Raw genomic sequence first — 17,522 nt, 5'->3', positions numbered from 1 at the left:
CCCCTTAATTGGGGCTTTTTTTGTGTTTCTTCATGGCTTAACGCTAACTATTTTATTGTCCTTCATGATGATTAATTCACTATTTGACTTCTTTTTGAACTCGATTAGTTTCTCGTATACTTTGCTCATTGAATCAATAATTTTTTGTTGGTCCAGCGATCTCTTATATTCTTTCATTCCAATTTTTTTTAGGGTTTATCAGAATGATTCATTTTTTTGAAATGAAATTCGTAGTTAAACAACTTTCTGTAAAGTTAAATAATGTAAATTTAAAATCCAATACATAATTTATTGTGAGACATCATCAACAAATAAAGTTAAACAAATTTTTACTAAATAATTTAATTAGTTATCTGGTTTTAGATATTAATTTTATTCTCCACCGCAATAATTACCTCATTTTTTTGATTGTCTACTCTTTTTAAAATTCTATCTAAATAATCATCTCCAAAATGGTTTCTAACCCAATTAATCTCGTTGGTTAGTGCTTTAATTTCTTTTTCGCTTGATTTTATATCAATTGTTTTTCTTCCTAATCTGCCAAGTGTTCTTACTGAAAGTGTATGGTATTTTTTTAAATCCTTTATTAGCATTTTTACGAAGTTTGCTAAGCTTTCTTCATTACCTGCCAATACTTTCAAATATACTTTTAAATTTTCTAATGCTTTTGATTCCAAAGCAATATCACTTCTACCTGTTTTGTAATTGGGTTTGAAGGTTTTAATATTTTCATAATTATTCCAAAAATCTTTTGATAATGGTAATTTGTTTTCATCGAATTCACATTGTGAATGAACTACTAACTCTTCAAATGTTACTTCTGTAATATTCGTATGAATTCCTTCTTCCTTTTCAATAATTTGAGCAAATAGACTTAATCCTTTTTTTCTTAATACATTCAATTGGTATTTATCAAATGCCTTACTTGTTTTTACTCTTGTTGGTAAATTGCTAATTTTTTTGATAACCTCTGGATATTTCTCTTCAATATCCTTGTATGTATTTCTGATATGAGTTGATGTGTTTACTTCGCCTCCTTCATCCGGGTTTTGATTTAATTTATTGAATAGTCCTGATGCTGTTGGCTCCTCTTCTTCATCAAACATTTTGGCATCTTCACCCAATGAACTGTGAATTAAGAACATTTTTTGAGCTGCTATCTCTCTTGATTTTACTATATCAGCACCTATTTCCGATGGAAAGAAGTTATAGATATACAATTCATCAAATACTTTAGTTCCGATACGATTGATACGACCAACTCTTTGTATTACTCTTGTTGGGTTCCAAGGAATATCATAATTGACAATTACTCCAGCTCGGTTCAAATTAAATCCTTCTGAAAGCTTGTCACTGGTTAGCAATACATCAAAATGGTTGGTTTGAGTTCCTTTGTATTGCGCATTGTAATCTGTGTTTAAGTTTTTAGCTAATTCTTTTGAGACCTTTCCATCACAAACTAACAATCTTATTCCGAATTTTTCACGGAAATAAGGTTCTAAATGTTTTATTGTATCGACATATTCTGAAAACAATATCACTTTTCTGTTTTTATCAGCTGCTAGAACTGCTTTTATTTCTTCCGCAATACGTTCTCTTTTTGGATCATTATCTACAATTTTCAAGACTTTTAATTGGGCTTGAATTTCCTGAAATACCACTATATCATTTTCTATATCTTGCAGAAACTCCGTTTTACGTTGAAAATCATTTACATCATAAACCGTATTGTTTTTAGGTACTTTTTTGTTTAATAAGTCTTTAGAATATTCACCTAAAACTCTATCAATATCATCTTCGTCATACGATTTAATTTTATCTATTAAACCTCTATCTAATATGTATTTACCATTTGATTTTTCAATAAAATCTCTAACCAATATATGTACTTGTAAAAATCTATCGATGGATTGACTGAACGCTCCAAAAGAACTTTCGAAACGTTTTACCAATAAACGTCTCATAAAGTCAAATAAGTTTTGTTGTTGTTGGAATTGTCTGTTTCCTTGTTCGTCTAATTTTTCTTCATCAACAATTTTTTCATAACTGAAAGGTTGGTAAATTGCCCCTTTGAACCTTCCGTTTTCTTCAAAATATTCGTTTAGAATTCTGTCATAAAATGTACTTTGTTCGTGTGTTAAATGATAAAATAATTCCACTGGGTCTTTTACTATTGATAAATCACCAACTTCAGCTTTATAAACGTAATCTTCCTTTAAATCCAAACGGTTTCTACGAATTACAACTGATGCAATTATATTTTTAATTTGATTGGCTAATATTTTGGTTTCGTGTCTTACAATATAAATATCAACTGGTAATTCCTTGTTTAGCATTGTAACATAAAGTGCTTCTGCTTTTTGTCTTTTTTGTGGTTTATTTGAATTCCAATTTTTGATGATGTCTGAAAGGCGTTTGTATTTGTAATTAAATCCACGAAACAATCCTTCTAAATTGTCATCAATAGTTATCCCAGATTTACCCGGAACAATAAATAATTTCAACAATGAAAATATATCCGCAGGAGAATTATTAAATGGTGTAGCCGTTAATAAAATAACAGTTCTGTCTCTACAAATAGTAAGTAATGCTTCATAATCGGCAGTATCTTGGTTTCTAAAATAATGTGCTTCATCGACAATTACTACTTCAATTCCTTTGGTTTGGATAGTGTCTGCCAAATCTTCTAATTTACCACGACTTTCTACTTCCCAATCGTATAGTTTAAAATCGTTGATATATCCCCACCAACCCGAGCTATATGTCTTGTCACCTATAAGTCCTGGAGGACAAATAACCATTCCTCTTTTACCTAAATTTTTGGCTATTAAAGAAGCAATTACCGATTTTCCTAAACCTACCACATCGGCAATAATAACGCCGTTGTATTCTTCTATTATTGATAATGCTTGGTTTACTGCATCGGTTTGATAACTGTATTTTTTATATCCAATTTCCTCCAATAGATTTTCTACTTCGGGTTTAATTTGTTTTTGTTGTTGAAGGTCTAAATAGGTTTTTAAGATTAAAACATAGGCTTCAAATGGTGTTACAGAAGCTGCTTGTGATTTGTGTTGAATGAATTGAATTAGGAATTCTTTTCTGTTTTCGATTTCTGAAATTGGAATAGCTCGTTCCCAAAGTTCATCAAAATATGTTTCTGCATCGTTGAAACCATAATCTTTTATCTCGACATTAAATTCTTCTTGACCTGATAAACCCGCACGTGTTAAATTACTACTTCCTGTTATAAATTGACCAGACATTGCTTGTATTTCTGCCTGTTCCTCGTTTAAACGGAATAGGTATAATTTGGCGTGGTTTGAGTTTTCGGTTTTACGAATAGTCAATCGTTTTTCGTTTAGCATTTGCAAAAAGAATTCTACTTGGTTGTAGAATGCTTCTGTGTCCATTTCTTCGTTGTTAATGGCATTACCCATTGAAGTCATAAACTGGTTGAACTGGTCGTCTTGTGATAACTCTTCTTCTTGACTGCCGTGTTCTACAATTTTATTTAGGATTTGGTCTACTTGTAAACCTACCAATAATTTTAAGGTTAAATTTTCGTTCTTTTTTAGATTTTCAAAAAGTTCTTGCCAACCCGAAAAATAGAAGAAACCTACTAGAAATTTAAGTTCGTCACTAATTCCGATTAATGTATTTAATCGTCCTTTTAGTGATTTATGAGTTTTATTATTGGTTATGAAATTGTTTGCCATCGTTGTAATTTACTTAAACTCTTATTTTAATTAATATTGCGCATTCTATTGTCCATACTATTGATTATATTGCATTATTTGCTCAATATAATTATTGTTACTCTTGGTGTTGGTTATTGTCATTTTCTAAAAGTGTTTTATTTTCTAAATGAATTGTTTTTGCTTCAATAATTTTCATTTTTAATTCTATACTAAAATCATCTTCGTAAATAAATGAAGTTATAATTTCAAAAAGCAAATCTCTATCAATCGCATTATCTGCTACGTCAACCGCTATATTTTCTATTTCTCTTATAAACCGACCTACGATAAAATCTAATTGGTTTAATTCGAAAAAGTAAGCCGTTAATACTATGGAAGCTCTTTTATTTCCATCTGTAAATGCGTGATTTTTATTTAATGCATAAAAAAGATAAGCCGCTTTTTCTTCAAATGTTGGATAATACATATCGCTTTGCACAAAATCTAAAACTGCTTCTAAATGCCCTTTGTCTTTTATTCCGGACAAACCACCTGACTTTTCAATAATATAGTCGTGTTCTTTTATCGCATAGTCGACATCAAAATAATTGTATGCCATCTTTATCTATTTTTAAGTCTTTTGAACACATCAATATTTTCGTCAATACGCTCTTCGAGTGTTTTACTTTTTTCACCCAAAAATCTATCGAAATCAGTTTTGGAAACTGTATCAATGTACTGCTCCAGATTATCGTGTAATACTCTGCGGAAACCATAATCTCTGGTTGCCATTTTGGTTCGAGCATCATCTATCAATGGTTTATATAGTGGATGTATTGCAAAACTTATTAGCAAGTTATCCATTTCTACCTTTGTAATTTTTCTACCTTCTTTCTCTGAAAGTAATTTCATTTCGTGAGCCATACCTGTTTCAAAAGAAGCTATTAGTTTTAAAACTTCGGCATACATTGTATCTCGTACGTTGTCTTTAGCTTCTAACTTCAAAATTCGTTTGTACTCTTCTGATTTTTCTTTGAAAACGGCTTGGTATATTTTATCGGTATAATAGGAATATTTGAAAGCACCCAAATCAAGATACTCGTTCAAAGCATTTGTAAACTCTTTACGATACTGTGGTTCTTTGAGAATTGCATTTAAAAAATCTTCATCGCGTTGGTTGATGTATTTAGTAGAACCACCTGTTTTTTGGTTTAGACTATCAATAACAATATCTAACATTTTGCTACGAAGTGCTTTTGCCATTTCGCTTTCTACCAGTAGCATTCCAATGTTTAAAAGTGAGCGAAAATTGAATAAGCCCAATTGTGATGTTTTGCTAGGAATGTTTAAGATAGGACCAAATTGTTCTTTAACTTCTTTTAGTACTTTACCTTTGATTACTTTATAGCCATTATGTTTTAGTTCTTCTTCATTGCCTTCCAGATAACGTTCAATAGTTACTATATCTATTTGATAAAAGTCTGCTAATTGCTGCTTTGTAAAATAATACTGCTCGTTATAATACATACCTGGTAGCCCTATGTAGTCTTGCAATTGTGTTAGCACTACATAATTGTTTAGTATGTTTTGGCGGTCTATATTGGAAATTGTTAAATCTTTCATTATACTTTTAGCTTAGTTTTGGACAATACTAATTTTTATCAATAATTGCAAAAAATGTTAATAACTTTTGTATGTTCCCCTCATTGATGAGGGTAACATCATGGTAAAATCATTAAAACCCCTTTGTTTACTGGTGTTAACGTTTAGATTATTTTTGACTTATTTATTAACTTTTTAGTACGTATACTAATTATACTCTTGCTCACTTAACCCAAATGCAGGGTCAACTATCAATACTTCTGCATAAGTAAGCTCGTAGAATTTGTAAATTATTATGTTTAGTTAATGTTCATTTTCTACTTTTTATTATTTCTTCAACCGTTTTATAAAACTCGCCTCTTATTTCTTCAGTTATAATAGCTTCAAAAGGTAAAGATTTTATTTTTTGGATAAAGTCTTTGTTTTGGTCAATCCACATTATCCAATCTATCTTGTAATGCCAACTTGCTCTATGGAGCATTTCCCAGAGAACTGAATTTGGAAATTCGGATTGAATATCTTCTAAATACAATTTTGTTTCTGTTAAACGATTGATGTAGCTGTTCATTGTATTACCTATTTTATTTTAATCTATTTACTATTGTGATTTTTGCAAAATATATTGTAGTTCCACTTCTTTTTCTCTGGTGGTTGAATGTTTGAAGTGGCTAATTTTAGTTACGTATATTTGAAATTCATTGGCATTGTAAGAGCTATAACTTTCAGTATTTTTTTGAATTTCGGCTAGCAAAATATCAAGTTCTAAATTGGATGAAATAATAAATGAATTAATAGCTAGTTGAATAATATTATTTTGATAGCTGTTTTTTAAGTTATTGCTGATTGTATAAAAATTATCAAAATAGTCTTGTGCTACATCATCTAAAAAATCATTATCTGCCTTACGATATGGATTGTTGTTCTTTTTATTTTCTATAATTACTATGTACTTATTTGCCATATCACTAAATTTTATAGGTATTATACACCTGCTCACTCAACCCAAATGCAGGCTCAACTATCAAAACCTCATCATAAGTAAGCTCGTAGAGTTTGTAAACCATTAGATCTATTTTATCTTCTAAATCACTAGTGTCGCCGTTTTGATTTTTCTTATCAAGAATAATATTGATCATCGATACTATTTCATCCTCTAAATCTTTTTTAATCAAAAGAACTGGAAATTGTTTCAGGTATATTGTTTTAACTTGAGCAAATGCTCTACCATCAGTTTCTTGAGAAATATATTTATATAAATAATCGTATAATTTAGAATTTATTAAACCACATAAACAAATCAAGTCAAAGATAGGTTTGTTTGTTTTTGGTACAATTATATGAATTGTCTTATCAACTAAATTTTGTTTGTAGTCAATTGTTGCAATTATTCTATTTGATGTTTGCCTGTAGATTAATTTTGGAGTTTTTAATAAAAAATCCTCGCTGTACCTAAACACATCAACCTTATCTACTAAAAAATCTTGAAAATTATGTTTTAAAAAATTACTAGGTTCAGATAAATGATACTTGTCAATGTCTCTACCCTTAATGTAAGATTTGTCTATGTCAAATTGTTTTTCGCCAGAGTATAAAATTCTATCTCCAATTGAATTACCATCTCTTTTCTTTCCTTTGCCAATGCTCCAATAATTAAACCCAACATCCTTAACATAAAATTCATTATCTAATAATGAAACATTTTTATTATTAAATATTTTGTCTATAATTAAATTAGAAGGTTTAAATTTTTTATCGCTATTTCTTTCAATTTTTAAATTAATTAATTGATAGTCATTTATATCTGAATTAATAATCTTTAAATTAGTATCATAATTTTTAATTTCAGCTGATTTTTGAGAAATAAAAATACACACATAAACTGTTGGGTCTTGAAAAACCTTTGATTGTTTAAAATCAAAAATTTCAATAATTTTAGTTGAATGTGAAAGAAATTTTCTTAATTCTTTATAGTAATCCCCATTTAAAAATGTATTAGGAGTTATATAGCTAATCAAACCAGATTTATTTAACATTTTAACACCTCTCTCATAAAATGCTGTATAAATGTCATTATTCCTTTTAAAAACTACAAAATTATTATCGTAATTCTTTTTTATCACTTTGTCAAAAATTATTGAATATGGTGGATTACCAATAACTAAATCGAAGTTTTTAACTCCAAACATCCAGTCAGGGTCAAACCAAGCGGAACTGTCATTACTAAATGGTTCCCAATGATATAATTGACTTTCACGAGCTGATAAATTATTAGTGTTGTTCGTCTTGTTAATTTTGTTTTGAACTGTTTTAAAATTCTTCTTTAAAGCCGATTTTTCTTCAGGGCTAGCTTGTAAATACGAATTTCTTATTTTCTGTAATTCAACTAATATTTCTTCATTTTCACCAAAGTCAAAAGTAGTTTGTTGTTTTTCGGCTGACAAACCATTTAAAGTATTTGCTGTGACAAATTTAAATTCTAAATTAGGCAATGGTACAATTCCTCTGTTACCATCCGGATGGTTGTCATCAATATTTTCATCAATAATCAACGAAAGAAAACTTCTTAATTTAGAGATTTCGGCAGCAATAGGCTGAATATCCACACCATAAATTGAGTGTTGTATAACGCCTAGTTTACGGATATAATCGCTATTGGCATTGTCAAGTTTAGCTTCCATTGTTTTTTTAACCAAAGCATTATCAATTTTTTCTAATTGTTTTGCTTTCCACCACACGGCACCTTTATCTAGTTTTTTAAGTAGTGCAATAATTTTATGCAATACGCCCATTGGGAACGCACCCGAACCACAAGCTGGATCTAAAATTTTGACTTCGCTTAACGCTTCTAATATGGCAATGGTTTGTTTCTCGTTGAATGGGTTTTCGGTATCGTCTTTTAGCAATACTTCTAACTGTTCTTCATCCTCGATATTTGTTTTGGTCTTAATGTATTGCAATAGTGATTGTTCGACCATATAATCAACAATTTCACGCGGTGTATAGAAACTACCTGTTGATTTACGGGCACTTTTTTCAGTATCAGGGTCAATCTCTGCCAATAGATTTTCGAATATTGTACCTAGCATTTCCGGGTCAATACTTACTTCAAAATCATTGATGCTGTTTTCATCAATAGTAAAATTATATTGTTCTAATGTTTCGAAAAAATCCTGAAACCATTGATTGGGAATGTTTAATGCAAAATTTTGACTATGTATGCCTTTGCTGTCTTTTGGAAAAAAGTCATCGTCTTGTGCTTCAAAAAGGCCACCGTTTAGGAACGGAACAAACTCGTGATTGTTAGGCAAAACATAGGGTTTTCTGTCTTCGTGCTTTTTGTTTAGCACTAAAAAAAACAGCTTTTCAAGAATGGAATGGTAGTAATTGTGTTGGTCGTTGTTAACGCTTATTACCATATTTGACGAAAGCCATTCTTCGGGAATTAATGGGATGCCGCTATCAGACTTCTTATTTTTTAGAAACCAACAGAAAATTGTTCTACCAATTAATCTAACTGCAAATTCTTGATATACTTTTCTATTCTCAACAGGTGTTGATGGTAGCTGCAACTTGGCATCAAATGAAACTTCTTTTTTGTTGATGCTCACTTTACCACCGATAAGACCATAAAAAGCAGTGGCAATTTCTTCGTAGAATTTCTTGTTTAATTTTTCAACACTAAATGCTTCTTGAATATCTTCTAACGAACTAAAATTGCAGCCGTTAATTCTGTTCTTGAACGTTTTGTTGGTTCTTGCTGGATCAACAAAGTAGGTGTAACGTTTCCAGTTGGAGAATTTTTGGTCCTTATTACCATAATTTTTACGAATGAAAGAAAATCGGAAGCAATCATTATCATCATAGAAAATAAAAATAGCACCATCTTTAAAATCTTCTTTCAGGACTTTTTTGGCAATTTCGAACTGTTTTTTCTTTGAAGAACGTTCTGATAATACTCCTTGAAATTTACAAGTAAAAACAATTAGTTCGTCAGAGTTATTGAATTCAACTTCTCCTGTTTTTTGTAGGTTTGAGAAATTAACAAAATCGGCATCTTTCAATATGTAGTCTAGGTTCTCGCTATTTGGAGAGAAGGCAGAAATTTTATTTTTAAAAAAATCAGTAACTGATTTTATAGAGAAATTTTCAATAAGGTTATCCATTAAAGTAAGTTTTGTGCGCTAATTATTAAATTAAAAATTGCAAAGTTGTAAATATAGGAAAAAGGAAACGAAAGAAAAATGCGGAAAACCTTAGAACATATCTGAAATACTGTGAAAAAATACTGTATTTCTTTCGCATAAAACACAAAAAAAGTGGAAACCTAGCATTTCCACTTTTCATATAATTTAAATCATTTTTACTTCCCTTTTACCTTCGCCCAAATCATCATAAAACCTTTTACAATTAAAAAGGCGATGATTCCGCCCACGAGTCCGGCTATGAATTCGCCAACTATAGACGGTAAACCTTCAACTAAATGATGAATTTGTTCTATCTCATGCACAAATATCCCGCCGGCTACTAGAACAAGCGCGATCGTTCCCACAAATGCAAGTCCTTTTATAATTAATGGAAGCGCTCGTATTAGTAAATTACCAATAAATTTTGAGGTGGCACTTTTCTTTGCAGTCAAGATAAGACCTAAGTCGTCCATGCGTACAATAGCAGCTACAATGCCGTAAACTCCCACTGTAGCTAGCAAGGCGATAAAACTAACTACAATAATTTGCGTAGAAATGGGTTTTCCTAAAACACTACCTAACGCTATAATTACAATTTCAACTGATAATATAAAGTCAGTTACAACAGCCGATTTTATTTTAGCTTTCTCTATCGCAACAATTTCCTCAGGAGATAAGGTAACTTCGTCCGTTGAGATTACGGTGTGCTTGTGAGGCACAATATATTCGTATATTTTTTCGGCCGCTTCATAGGCTAGATAAACAGCACCCAAGACTAATATTACTGTGACAACCGTTGGTGCATAATAGCTTAATAAAAAGGCGAGGGGTAAAATAATTATTTTGTTTATAAAAGAGCCTTTGGTAATGGCCCACAAAACCGGAATTTCTCTTGAGGAAACAAAACCTGATGCTTTTTCGGCATTTACAGCTAAGTCATCTCCTAATATTCCCGCAGTTTTTTTTGTAGCAATCTTACTCATTACCACAACGTCATCCATGAGTACTGCGATATCATCCAACAATGCAAAAAATCCTGATGCCATATATTTTAATTCTAATATTTTTACTTTTTTAAAATCCAAATATAGCTAAAAAATTCCTCTGATCAGACTCCGATTTTATTGTAATTCGTAATTTATTTAGTACTCTTTTTTCTTAAATTTAAATGATCAATAGTACCTTTTTTAGTAATAACTAAAGTTTGCACTGCGGCAACCTGTATTCCTTTTATAGTCATCTCAATCGTACAAAAGTTCAGCAAATAACAGTAGGCAACAAGATTGGAAATTTACGGTTAATTGAAAGGTAATTTTTTTCTCAAAAAAATTGTGTTCAACTAAAAAGCTTAGATTATCCGCGATCTACCCAATCGAAATGGCAGAAAATTTCGCGCAATTGCAAGTAAATTGAGATATTTTAGAATCATGGATAATCTCTCGAGGTTTCGGCAACAATATCACAATCGAATAATAACGATTATTAATTAAATTTAGAATATAATGCTAATTATAAATTTGAGTCTTCTCAATTCTCTTTTTTGATTATCGATCAAAAGGAAAATTTTCACACTTACCGCAATTTTACGTGATATTATCTCATTACTTTCTGTTTTGCATACGAATTTGATGAACTGCATTAGCAGTGGAAATGTATTTGTGTTGTGAAAAAAAATCAAAAGAGTGAAACGTAAAGCTCGGTTGTCGTGGCGAAAACGGTTAAAGGAAATCTGTAGTCTTCGAAAGTTAGATTATGAGATTTTGAGCTCTGACTATTTTCCTTTTATCTTCCTCCATAAAACCATAATTCCTTTTACAGCCACAAAGGATATTACTGCGCCAATTATTCCAGCAATGAATTCGCCTACAAGCAGTGGTAAGCTTTCTAATACGTAATGTAATGGTTTGATATTGTGCATAAAAATACCGCCAGCGACAAGTATTAAAGCAATAGTACCCACAAAAGCTAATGTTTTAATGACTTTAGGAAGTAATTGTATTAATTGTTTACCTATAAATTTTGATGTTTTAGATTTTCTGGCAACTAATAACATTCCAAAATCGTCCATTCGCACTATGGCAGCGACAATTCCGTAAACTCCAATTGTTGCCACAACAGCTACAAAAGAAACAGCGATAATTTGGGTTGAAATAGGTTTTCCGATAACACTTCCAAGCGCAATAATCACAATTTCTATAGAGAGAATAAAATCAGTAACTACGGCTGCTTTAATTTTTTCCTTTTCCCTTGCTAAAACTTGTTCTGGCGTTAAGGCATCAGCTTCTGTTTTAATGGCTTCGTGTTTATGTGGTACAAAGTATTCGTAAATTTTTTCGGCCGCTTCATAGGCGAGATATACAGCTCCTAATATCAAAACAACGGTAATGAGCCACGGTATAAAATAACTCAGCAAGAAAGCAAATGGCAATATGATTAACTTGTTTAGAAAAGAGCCTTTCATAATTGCCCATAATACTGGAATTTCTCGTGAGGAGACAAATCCTGATGCTTTTTCCGCATTTACCGCAAGATCATCACCTAAAATGGCTGCCGTTTTTTTGGTAGCAATTTTACTCATTAATACAACATCGTCCATTAACGCTGCAATATCATCTAGTAATGCAAAAATTCCCGAAGCCATACATTTTAATTTCTAAAAGTTTTTATTCTTGCAAATATCAAATATAACATAAATATTTTTTGATTAGAATTTGAATTTATTGTGATTCGGAATTTATTTTCCACATTTTTTTCGCAAATCATAAATTATTAATAATAACTTCTATATAAAAATCTATGTTTACTGAGTATGACAAAGTAGTTGCTTAATACTATTGCTCGATCACTAAACAGTAATTTATTGCTCAGTAAAACTTTCAATTATAATCCACGGTTTCAACCGTGGGATTTAGGTAGAAAAAATGCACAGTACCTTAGTATTTGGTCATTTTACTAAAAATAGAGATCATGTTAAATATAAACTGTCAAACCTAAAGCAATATCATTAAAGACGCTATTGCTTTAGATTTGTAAACTCACATTTCCTTTTTATAGTTGTTCGTAAGTTGTAATAGTAATCAAAAAACTTTTCTCTTTACTCAGATTCAATCAAGCTGTTTTAAAACGTCTAAATTTTTCATGTCTTTTTTAATGACTTTTAGCAAGAAGTAGCTAAACAAAATAAGGAATCCAAAACCGCTTACGAGTATATAAATGTAAAAGCCTGTTGAAAAATTTTCTTTAAACAACGGCAACATCGATGTAAAACCTACAATGTAACCAATGTAAATTATGGGAGTTAGTATGAAATGAATTGCTTTTCTTAATTTATAAAATGACATTAATTGTTTCGTGTAATTTTTGAAATCAGCTGTAAAATCGATCTTATAGAATTGGATGATACTTATGATCTCAAGGATTACCCTTGCCACTAACACAAAAATCATTAGCTGCAATCCTATGATTTTATTAGAAATAGCCGCATTAAATAGCCATAAATAATAGTAGACTAAAACGGCAATCGTTGCTGAAAGTATCACAATTGTCCCGACATGATTTCGTTTTATAATCTTAATTTTTTGATTTGCGACTTTTATCAATGTATTACTGTCGTTTGGGGGTGAGGCATCAACTTGCTTAGTCCATAAAGACTGGATGTCGTTAAATTTTTCCATTTTGTACACATTTTGTTAGTTTTGTTTTTATTCTATGGATTCGCACCCGCAACGTTTTATCGGAAATACCGATAATTTCGGCAATTTTATCGTAAGGTACACTCTCTAAAACCATCATTATGATCAATTTGCTAGTTGGTTCTAGTTTTTGAATACAGTCGTAAACCTGTAACAATTGTTCGTCGGTCTCCTGCGCGTAGTCTTCATTTGTCCTTTCAACAAATTGATTAGAGTGCACTTCCTTTTTATAGGATTGTTTTCTTAAATACAGTAAACAAGTATTGGAAGAAATCCTGAATATCCATGTACTAATATTGGACTCATTTCTAAATTTGGGCAAGTTCTCCCAAACTTTGATGAAAATTTCTTGTGTCGCATCAGAAGCTACATCATGATCACCATTAAAGTATCCTTTACAAAGCCTATACACTTTTGGGAAGTACGATTTATATAGCGAATCAAAAAAAATATCTCGTTCCAAGTTATTTTAAGATTGTATTTAATTGATTGATGAACCATTCGGGTTGGTCATACATTACAAAATGGGCAGCGTTTTCGGCGTATAACACATTAACTTGCGGTAGATTTTTATATTGAGCTTGATATGTTTTTGAAACAATATCTTTATTGGGAAATGACGCTGCTAAGATTGTTACAGGAACTTTGATCTTTGTAAGTTCAGATCGTAAATCTAGATTTAACATGTCAATATATCCGTAAACAAAAGTTTTTCTGTCTGATTGATTCATCATTGTAGCGATAAGTTTTTGCTTCTCCTTATTATTGCACATATATCCCACTGATTGATCGTTACTTTTTTCAAATTCAACAGTAGTCATAGTTAGCATACTTTTACTTTGAGGATTATCATACGGAATTACGGTTCCATCATAATTAGGAATCATCAACGCAGCCGAAGCGGGAAGAGCGTCCACTAAAATAATTTTGTCAAACCAGTCTGGGTTACTTGATGCAAGCCATAAACTTAATGTTCCGCCAATGCTGTGTCCTAATAAAGTCGATTTTTGTAGATTATTTTTTGAAATATAATCTTCCAAATCGTTTTTAATAGTTGCAAACCAAGGTTTTTCAATTGCTTTTACCTTACCAAATCCAGCAAAAGTAAAGATATAACATTTTTTGCTTTTTGATATTTCTGTCACGGTTTCATCCCAGACTTGGCCGGTACAGCCAAAACCAGGGAATAATAAAACGGGAGCTCCTTCTCCTTTCACAACTACTTCAAACGACTGTTGTGAAAATGATTTTGTTGTGAAAAGAATTCCAACAAATACTAAAATAAAAATTGATGTTTTCATGATTATGATTTTTAAGATTTCTCTTTTGATTCAGAACTATGAAAATTGTTACCACTTTTTTTTATTTTTTTTTTAAAATAATTTTTTTTAGCTCTTTTTTAAAAAAATCTATAGTTCGAGTCCAAGATAAATTTGTGGCAGCTTCATCATATCTGATAGTTATATTGTTGTGAAAACCGTGATTGACATTTTATATGCAGATAATATTTGTTTTTTTATTGGTACCGATCGATCAGGAGGAATTCGCATATCTTCATTGGTGTTTGCGACCAAATCAAAGTCATTCTCATTTAACAGCCTATTTTTCAGACAACTAATGAAATAAAAAAAGATTTTTGTACCATTTATTTTACCGAACCAAAATTAAAAATAGTAATGAGGAGATTTTTACTTGTAAACTTAAATTAGCACAAACAATATTTAAATTTTCCATAAAAAAGATACGGCTGATCAGTTATTTAAGGTTTTTTACATTTAGGAATAATCCAATATATTCAGGGTCAAAAAATATTTATCTCTTGTCAAAAGAGTAAATCTCCAACAATAATTTTGTTTAACGTTTTTATAAAAACAATTGACCTTTTTTTAAAGTTTAAAGTCTATTTAATGGGATATGTAAAAAAATTATTTTACTTTTGTTTAATAAATTCGAAAAAATGATGAACAATATAAAAAATGTCTTTAGTATCAAGGACTTAGAAAACCTTTCAGGTATAAAAGCACATACCATAAGGATCTGGGAAAAAAGATATGACATTTTGCAGCCGATGCGCACCGACACTAATATTCGTTTATATGATCTGGCTAGTTTACAAAAGCTATTAAACATAACGTTGTTGCACGATTACGGGTATAAAATTTCTAAAATAGCAACTTATCCACAAGATAAAATACCGTCACTAGTACGTGAAATAATTTCGAACAAAACGGCTAAAAGTCATGCTATAAGTGAATTGAAAATGGCTATGATGAATTTTGATCATCAATTATTTTTTAAAACTTATAATTGGTTAATAGCAGAAAAATCATTTAAAGAAATTTTTCATCAAGTTTTTATACCATTGATGAATGAATTGGGGCTATTGTGGCAGTCAGATACCATAACACCTGCCCATGAACATTTCATAACATATCTGATTAAACAAAAAGTTTTAATAAATACGGAGAAAGTCCAAATTTTACAACCTACTAAAACGGATAAAGTTTTTGTACTTTCACTACCCATGAATGAAATCCATGAATTAGGTTTGATGTATCTCAATTATGAAATTTTATTACAAGGTTATAAATCTGTTTACTTGGGAGAAAGCATGCCCATTGATAATTTGAAAGAGCTAAAAAAGCATTTTGATTCTATAGTTTATGTTTCTTACCTTACGGTGCAACCAGAGCGAGATTTTTTAAATGAGTATATTCAGAAAATGACAGAGGAGTTACTTGACGAAAGTACAGAATTATGGTACATAGGTCGATTAGTTGAATTTATAAATCAAGAAAAACTACCCGAGAGAATTTCAACCTTTAATTCCATTGCTGAATTAGTAGATCGAATTTAAAATTTAGTTTAATCGTTAAAGCACATTTGCTAAAAAGATGAAGAATAAAATTACAATTATAGGCTCAGGATTTTCAGCCATGGCAGCTTCTTGCTACCTAGCTAAAAGCGGACATGAAGTTACCGTTTACGAGAAAAATGCAAGTATTGGCGGACGAGCCAGACAAATGAAAAAGGAAGGATTTACCTTTGATATGGGACCAAGTTGGTACTGGATGCCAGACGTATTTGAACGTTTTTTTGCTGATTTTGGAAAAGAAACAACGGATTATTACGAACTAATAAAGTTATCTCCGGCCTATAGAGTTTATTATGGCATTGATGATTTTATAACAATTGCTGATAATTTAGAGGAAATCATAGGGACTTTTGAAAATATTGAAAAGGGTAGTGGTATCTTACTTAAAAATTTTATGGCTGAGGCCAAAAGCAATTATGATATTGCGATAAAAGACTTAGTTTATCGTCCAGGAGTATCGGCACTAGAGCTTATTACACCACAAACAGCAATGAAAGTGGGGCAGTTTTTTAGTAATATCAGTAAAGATGTTCGAAAGAAATTCAAAAATAAGAGATTGATTCAAATTCTGGAATTTCCAGTTTTGTTTCTTGGTGCAAAACCTTCGGATACGCCTTCCTTTTATAGTTTTATGAACTATGCTGATTTTGGATTGGGAACGTGGCATCCTAAAACAGGTATGTTTGATGTAGTTCGTGCTATGGAAAGTTTAGCTACAGAGTTAGGCGTAAAATTTGAAACGAATGCAAATATTGAAAAAATAATCGTAGAAAATAAAGTTGCCAAAGCTATAGTTGTAAATGGACAAACAATTCATTCTGATGTAATATTGAGTGGCGCTGATTACCATCATACCGAAACTTTGTTAGATCAGGAACATCGTGCTTATTCAGAGAAATATTGGGACAGCCGCGTTTTTGCGCCTTCGTCTTTGTTGTTTTATGTAGGATTCAATAAAAAAATTGATAACATTTCACATCATGCATTATTTTTTGATGTCGATTTTTATCAACATGCTAAAGATATTTACGATGAACCACAATGGCCAAAAGAGCCATTATTTTATGCTAATTTCCCCTCTATAACTGATGAAACTGCAGCACCAGAAGGAATGGAGTCTGCTTTTTTTCTTGTACCTTTAGCACCTGGAATTAGTGATACCGAAGCGTTGAGGGAAGAATATTTTGATAAAATAATAGAGCGCTTCGAATCTTTAACCAAGCAAAGCGTAAGAAACAATATTATATTTAAAGAATCGTTTTGCAAAAATGATTTTGTTTCTGAATATAATTCGTACAAAGGAAATGCCTATGGTATGGCAAATACTTTGTTACAAACCGCATTTTTAAGACCAAAATTAAAGAGTAAAAAAGTTAATAATTTATATTTTACAGGACAATTAACTGTTCCCGGTCCAGGCGTTCCGCCTGCATTAATTTCTGGAAAATTAGTGTCGGAATTAATTAATAAGCAATTTTCAGAGCAATAA

General features: G+C 31.0%; 14 protein-coding genes and 1 pseudogene. 2 read left to right on the top strand and 13 right to left on the bottom strand.

The window, feature by feature from the left end; genetic code table 11:
• Nucleotides 1–30: 30 nt before the first annotated feature.
• The 13 genes and pseudogenes from BUB42_RS16360 to BUB42_RS16180 form a co-directional block, all read right to left on the bottom strand.
• Entirely contained in the window at nt 31–177 is a 147-nt protein-coding gene (locus BUB42_RS16360; protein WP_170857175.1) for a hypothetical protein, read from the bottom strand.
• Nucleotides 178–359: 182 nt separating this feature from the next.
• Nucleotides 360–3,719, bottom strand: coding sequence for a helicase-related protein (locus tag BUB42_RS02710; protein ID WP_073016947.1), 3,360 nt, complete (start codon nt 3,717–3,719; stop codon nt 360–362).
• Between the two features lie 97 nt (nt 3,720–3,816).
• Nucleotides 3,817–4,299: a type II toxin-antitoxin system death-on-curing family toxin gene (locus BUB42_RS02705; protein WP_073016945.1), complete on the bottom strand. Its 483-nt coding sequence runs from the start codon at nt 4,297–4,299 to the stop codon at nt 3,817–3,819.
• 2 nt (nt 4,300–4,301) lie between these two features.
• Nucleotides 4,302–5,303 (bottom strand): DNA-binding protein, encoded by a 1,002-nt coding sequence (locus tag BUB42_RS02700; RefSeq protein WP_073016943.1) that lies wholly within the window; start codon nt 5,301–5,303, stop codon nt 4,302–4,304.
• 289 nt (nt 5,304–5,592) lie between these two features.
• Nucleotides 5,593–5,850 (bottom strand): hypothetical protein, encoded by a 258-nt coding sequence (locus tag BUB42_RS02695; RefSeq protein ID WP_073016941.1) that lies wholly within the window; start codon nt 5,848–5,850, stop codon nt 5,593–5,595.
• 30 nt (nt 5,851–5,880) lie between these two features.
• Nucleotides 5,881–6,243, bottom strand: coding sequence for a hypothetical protein (locus BUB42_RS02690; RefSeq protein WP_073016940.1), 363 nt, complete (start codon nt 6,241–6,243; stop codon nt 5,881–5,883).
• A 4-nt stretch (nt 6,244–6,247) separates the two neighbouring features.
• Entirely contained in the window at nt 6,248–9,445 is a 3,198-nt protein-coding gene (locus BUB42_RS02685; RefSeq protein ID WP_073016938.1) for an Eco57I restriction-modification methylase domain-containing protein, read from the bottom strand.
• Nucleotides 9,446–9,642: 197 nt separating this feature from the next.
• Entirely contained in the window at nt 9,643–10,512 is an 870-nt protein-coding gene (locus BUB42_RS02680) for a DUF808 domain-containing protein (RefSeq protein ID WP_073016936.1), read from the bottom strand.
• Between the two features lie 725 nt (nt 10,513–11,237).
• On the bottom strand, nt 11,238–12,107 hold the full coding sequence (locus BUB42_RS02675; protein WP_073016934.1) for a DUF808 domain-containing protein: 870 nt from the start codon (nt 12,105–12,107) through the stop codon (nt 11,238–11,240).
• A gap of 463 nt (nt 12,108–12,570) precedes the next feature.
• On the bottom strand, nt 12,571–13,140 hold the full coding sequence (locus BUB42_RS02670) for a hypothetical protein (RefSeq protein WP_073016932.1): 570 nt from the start codon (nt 13,138–13,140) through the stop codon (nt 12,571–12,573).
• Nucleotides 13,127–13,621 (bottom strand): RNA polymerase sigma factor, encoded by a 495-nt coding sequence (locus BUB42_RS02665; RefSeq protein WP_073016930.1) that lies wholly within the window; start codon nt 13,619–13,621, stop codon nt 13,127–13,129. The genes BUB42_RS02670 and BUB42_RS02665 overlap by 14 nt, the downstream gene beginning before the upstream one ends.
• Before the next feature lies 1 nt (nt 13,622).
• Nucleotides 13,623–14,459, bottom strand: a complete 837-nt coding sequence (locus tag BUB42_RS02660; protein ID WP_073016928.1) for an alpha/beta fold hydrolase — start codon at nt 14,457–14,459, stop codon at nt 13,623–13,625.
• 61 nt (nt 14,460–14,520) lie between these two features.
• Nucleotides 14,521–14,637 (bottom strand): annotated as a pseudogene (locus tag BUB42_RS16180) (hypothetical protein); the annotation flags it as partial.
• A gap of 481 nt (nt 14,638–15,118) precedes the next feature.
• Here BUB42_RS16180 and BUB42_RS02655 point away from each other — a divergent pair.
• Together BUB42_RS02655 and BUB42_RS02650 are read left to right on the top strand one after the other, a co-directional pair.
• Nucleotides 15,119–16,015 (top strand): MerR family transcriptional regulator, encoded by an 897-nt coding sequence (locus BUB42_RS02655; RefSeq protein WP_073017352.1) that lies wholly within the window; start codon nt 15,119–15,121, stop codon nt 16,013–16,015.
• 37 nt (nt 16,016–16,052) lie between these two features.
• A complete protein-coding gene (locus BUB42_RS02650; RefSeq protein WP_073016926.1) occupies nt 16,053–17,522 on the top strand; it encodes a phytoene desaturase family protein in 1,470 nt (489 codons plus the stop codon).

It is taken from the genome of Flavobacterium micromati (assembly GCF_900129585.1).
Classification (GTDB): Bacteria; Bacteroidota; Bacteroidia; order Flavobacteriales; family Flavobacteriaceae; genus Flavobacterium; species Flavobacterium micromati.
Note: the sequence above shows the minus strand (reverse complement) of the source record. Positions and strands in the feature narration are given on the sequence as shown.

Bases quoted from the DNA above. Each gene is read 5' to 3' on its own strand.
- BUB42_RS02650 (WP_073016926.1), top strand. From the start codon at position 16,053: ATGAAGAATAAAATTACAATTATAGGCTCAGGATTTTCAGCCATGGCA.
- BUB42_RS02680 (WP_073016936.1), bottom strand. From the start codon at position 10,512: ATGGCATCAGGATTTTTTGCATTGTTGGATGATATCGCAGTACTCATG.
- BUB42_RS02670 (WP_073016932.1), bottom strand. From the start codon at position 13,140: ATGGAAAAATTTAACGACATCCAGTCTTTATGGACTAAGCAAGTTGAT.
- BUB42_RS02710 (WP_073016947.1), bottom strand. From the start codon at position 3,719: ATGGCAAACAATTTCATAACCAATAATAAAACTCATAAATCACTAAAA.
- BUB42_RS16360 (WP_170857175.1), bottom strand. From the start codon at position 177: ATGAAAGAATATAAGAGATCGCTGGACCAACAAAAAATTATTGATTCA.
- BUB42_RS02660 (WP_073016928.1), bottom strand. From the start codon at position 14,459: ATGAAAACATCAATTTTTATTTTAGTATTTGTTGGAATTCTTTTCACA.
- BUB42_RS02685 (WP_073016938.1), bottom strand. From the start codon at position 9,445: ATGGATAACCTTATTGAAAATTTCTCTATAAAATCAGTTACTGATTTT.
- BUB42_RS02655 (WP_073017352.1), top strand. From the start codon at position 15,119: ATGAACAATATAAAAAATGTCTTTAGTATCAAGGACTTAGAAAACCTT.
- BUB42_RS02690 (WP_073016940.1), bottom strand. From the start codon at position 6,243: ATGGCAAATAAGTACATAGTAATTATAGAAAATAAAAAGAACAACAAT.
- BUB42_RS02705 (WP_073016945.1), bottom strand. From the start codon at position 4,299: ATGGCATACAATTATTTTGATGTCGACTATGCGATAAAAGAACACGAC.
- BUB42_RS02695 (WP_073016941.1), bottom strand. From the start codon at position 5,850: ATGAACAGCTACATCAATCGTTTAACAGAAACAAAATTGTATTTAGAA.
- BUB42_RS02675 (WP_073016934.1), bottom strand. From the start codon at position 12,107: ATGGCTTCGGGAATTTTTGCATTACTAGATGATATTGCAGCGTTAATG.
- BUB42_RS02700 (WP_073016943.1), bottom strand. From the start codon at position 5,303: ATGAAAGATTTAACAATTTCCAATATAGACCGCCAAAACATACTAAAC.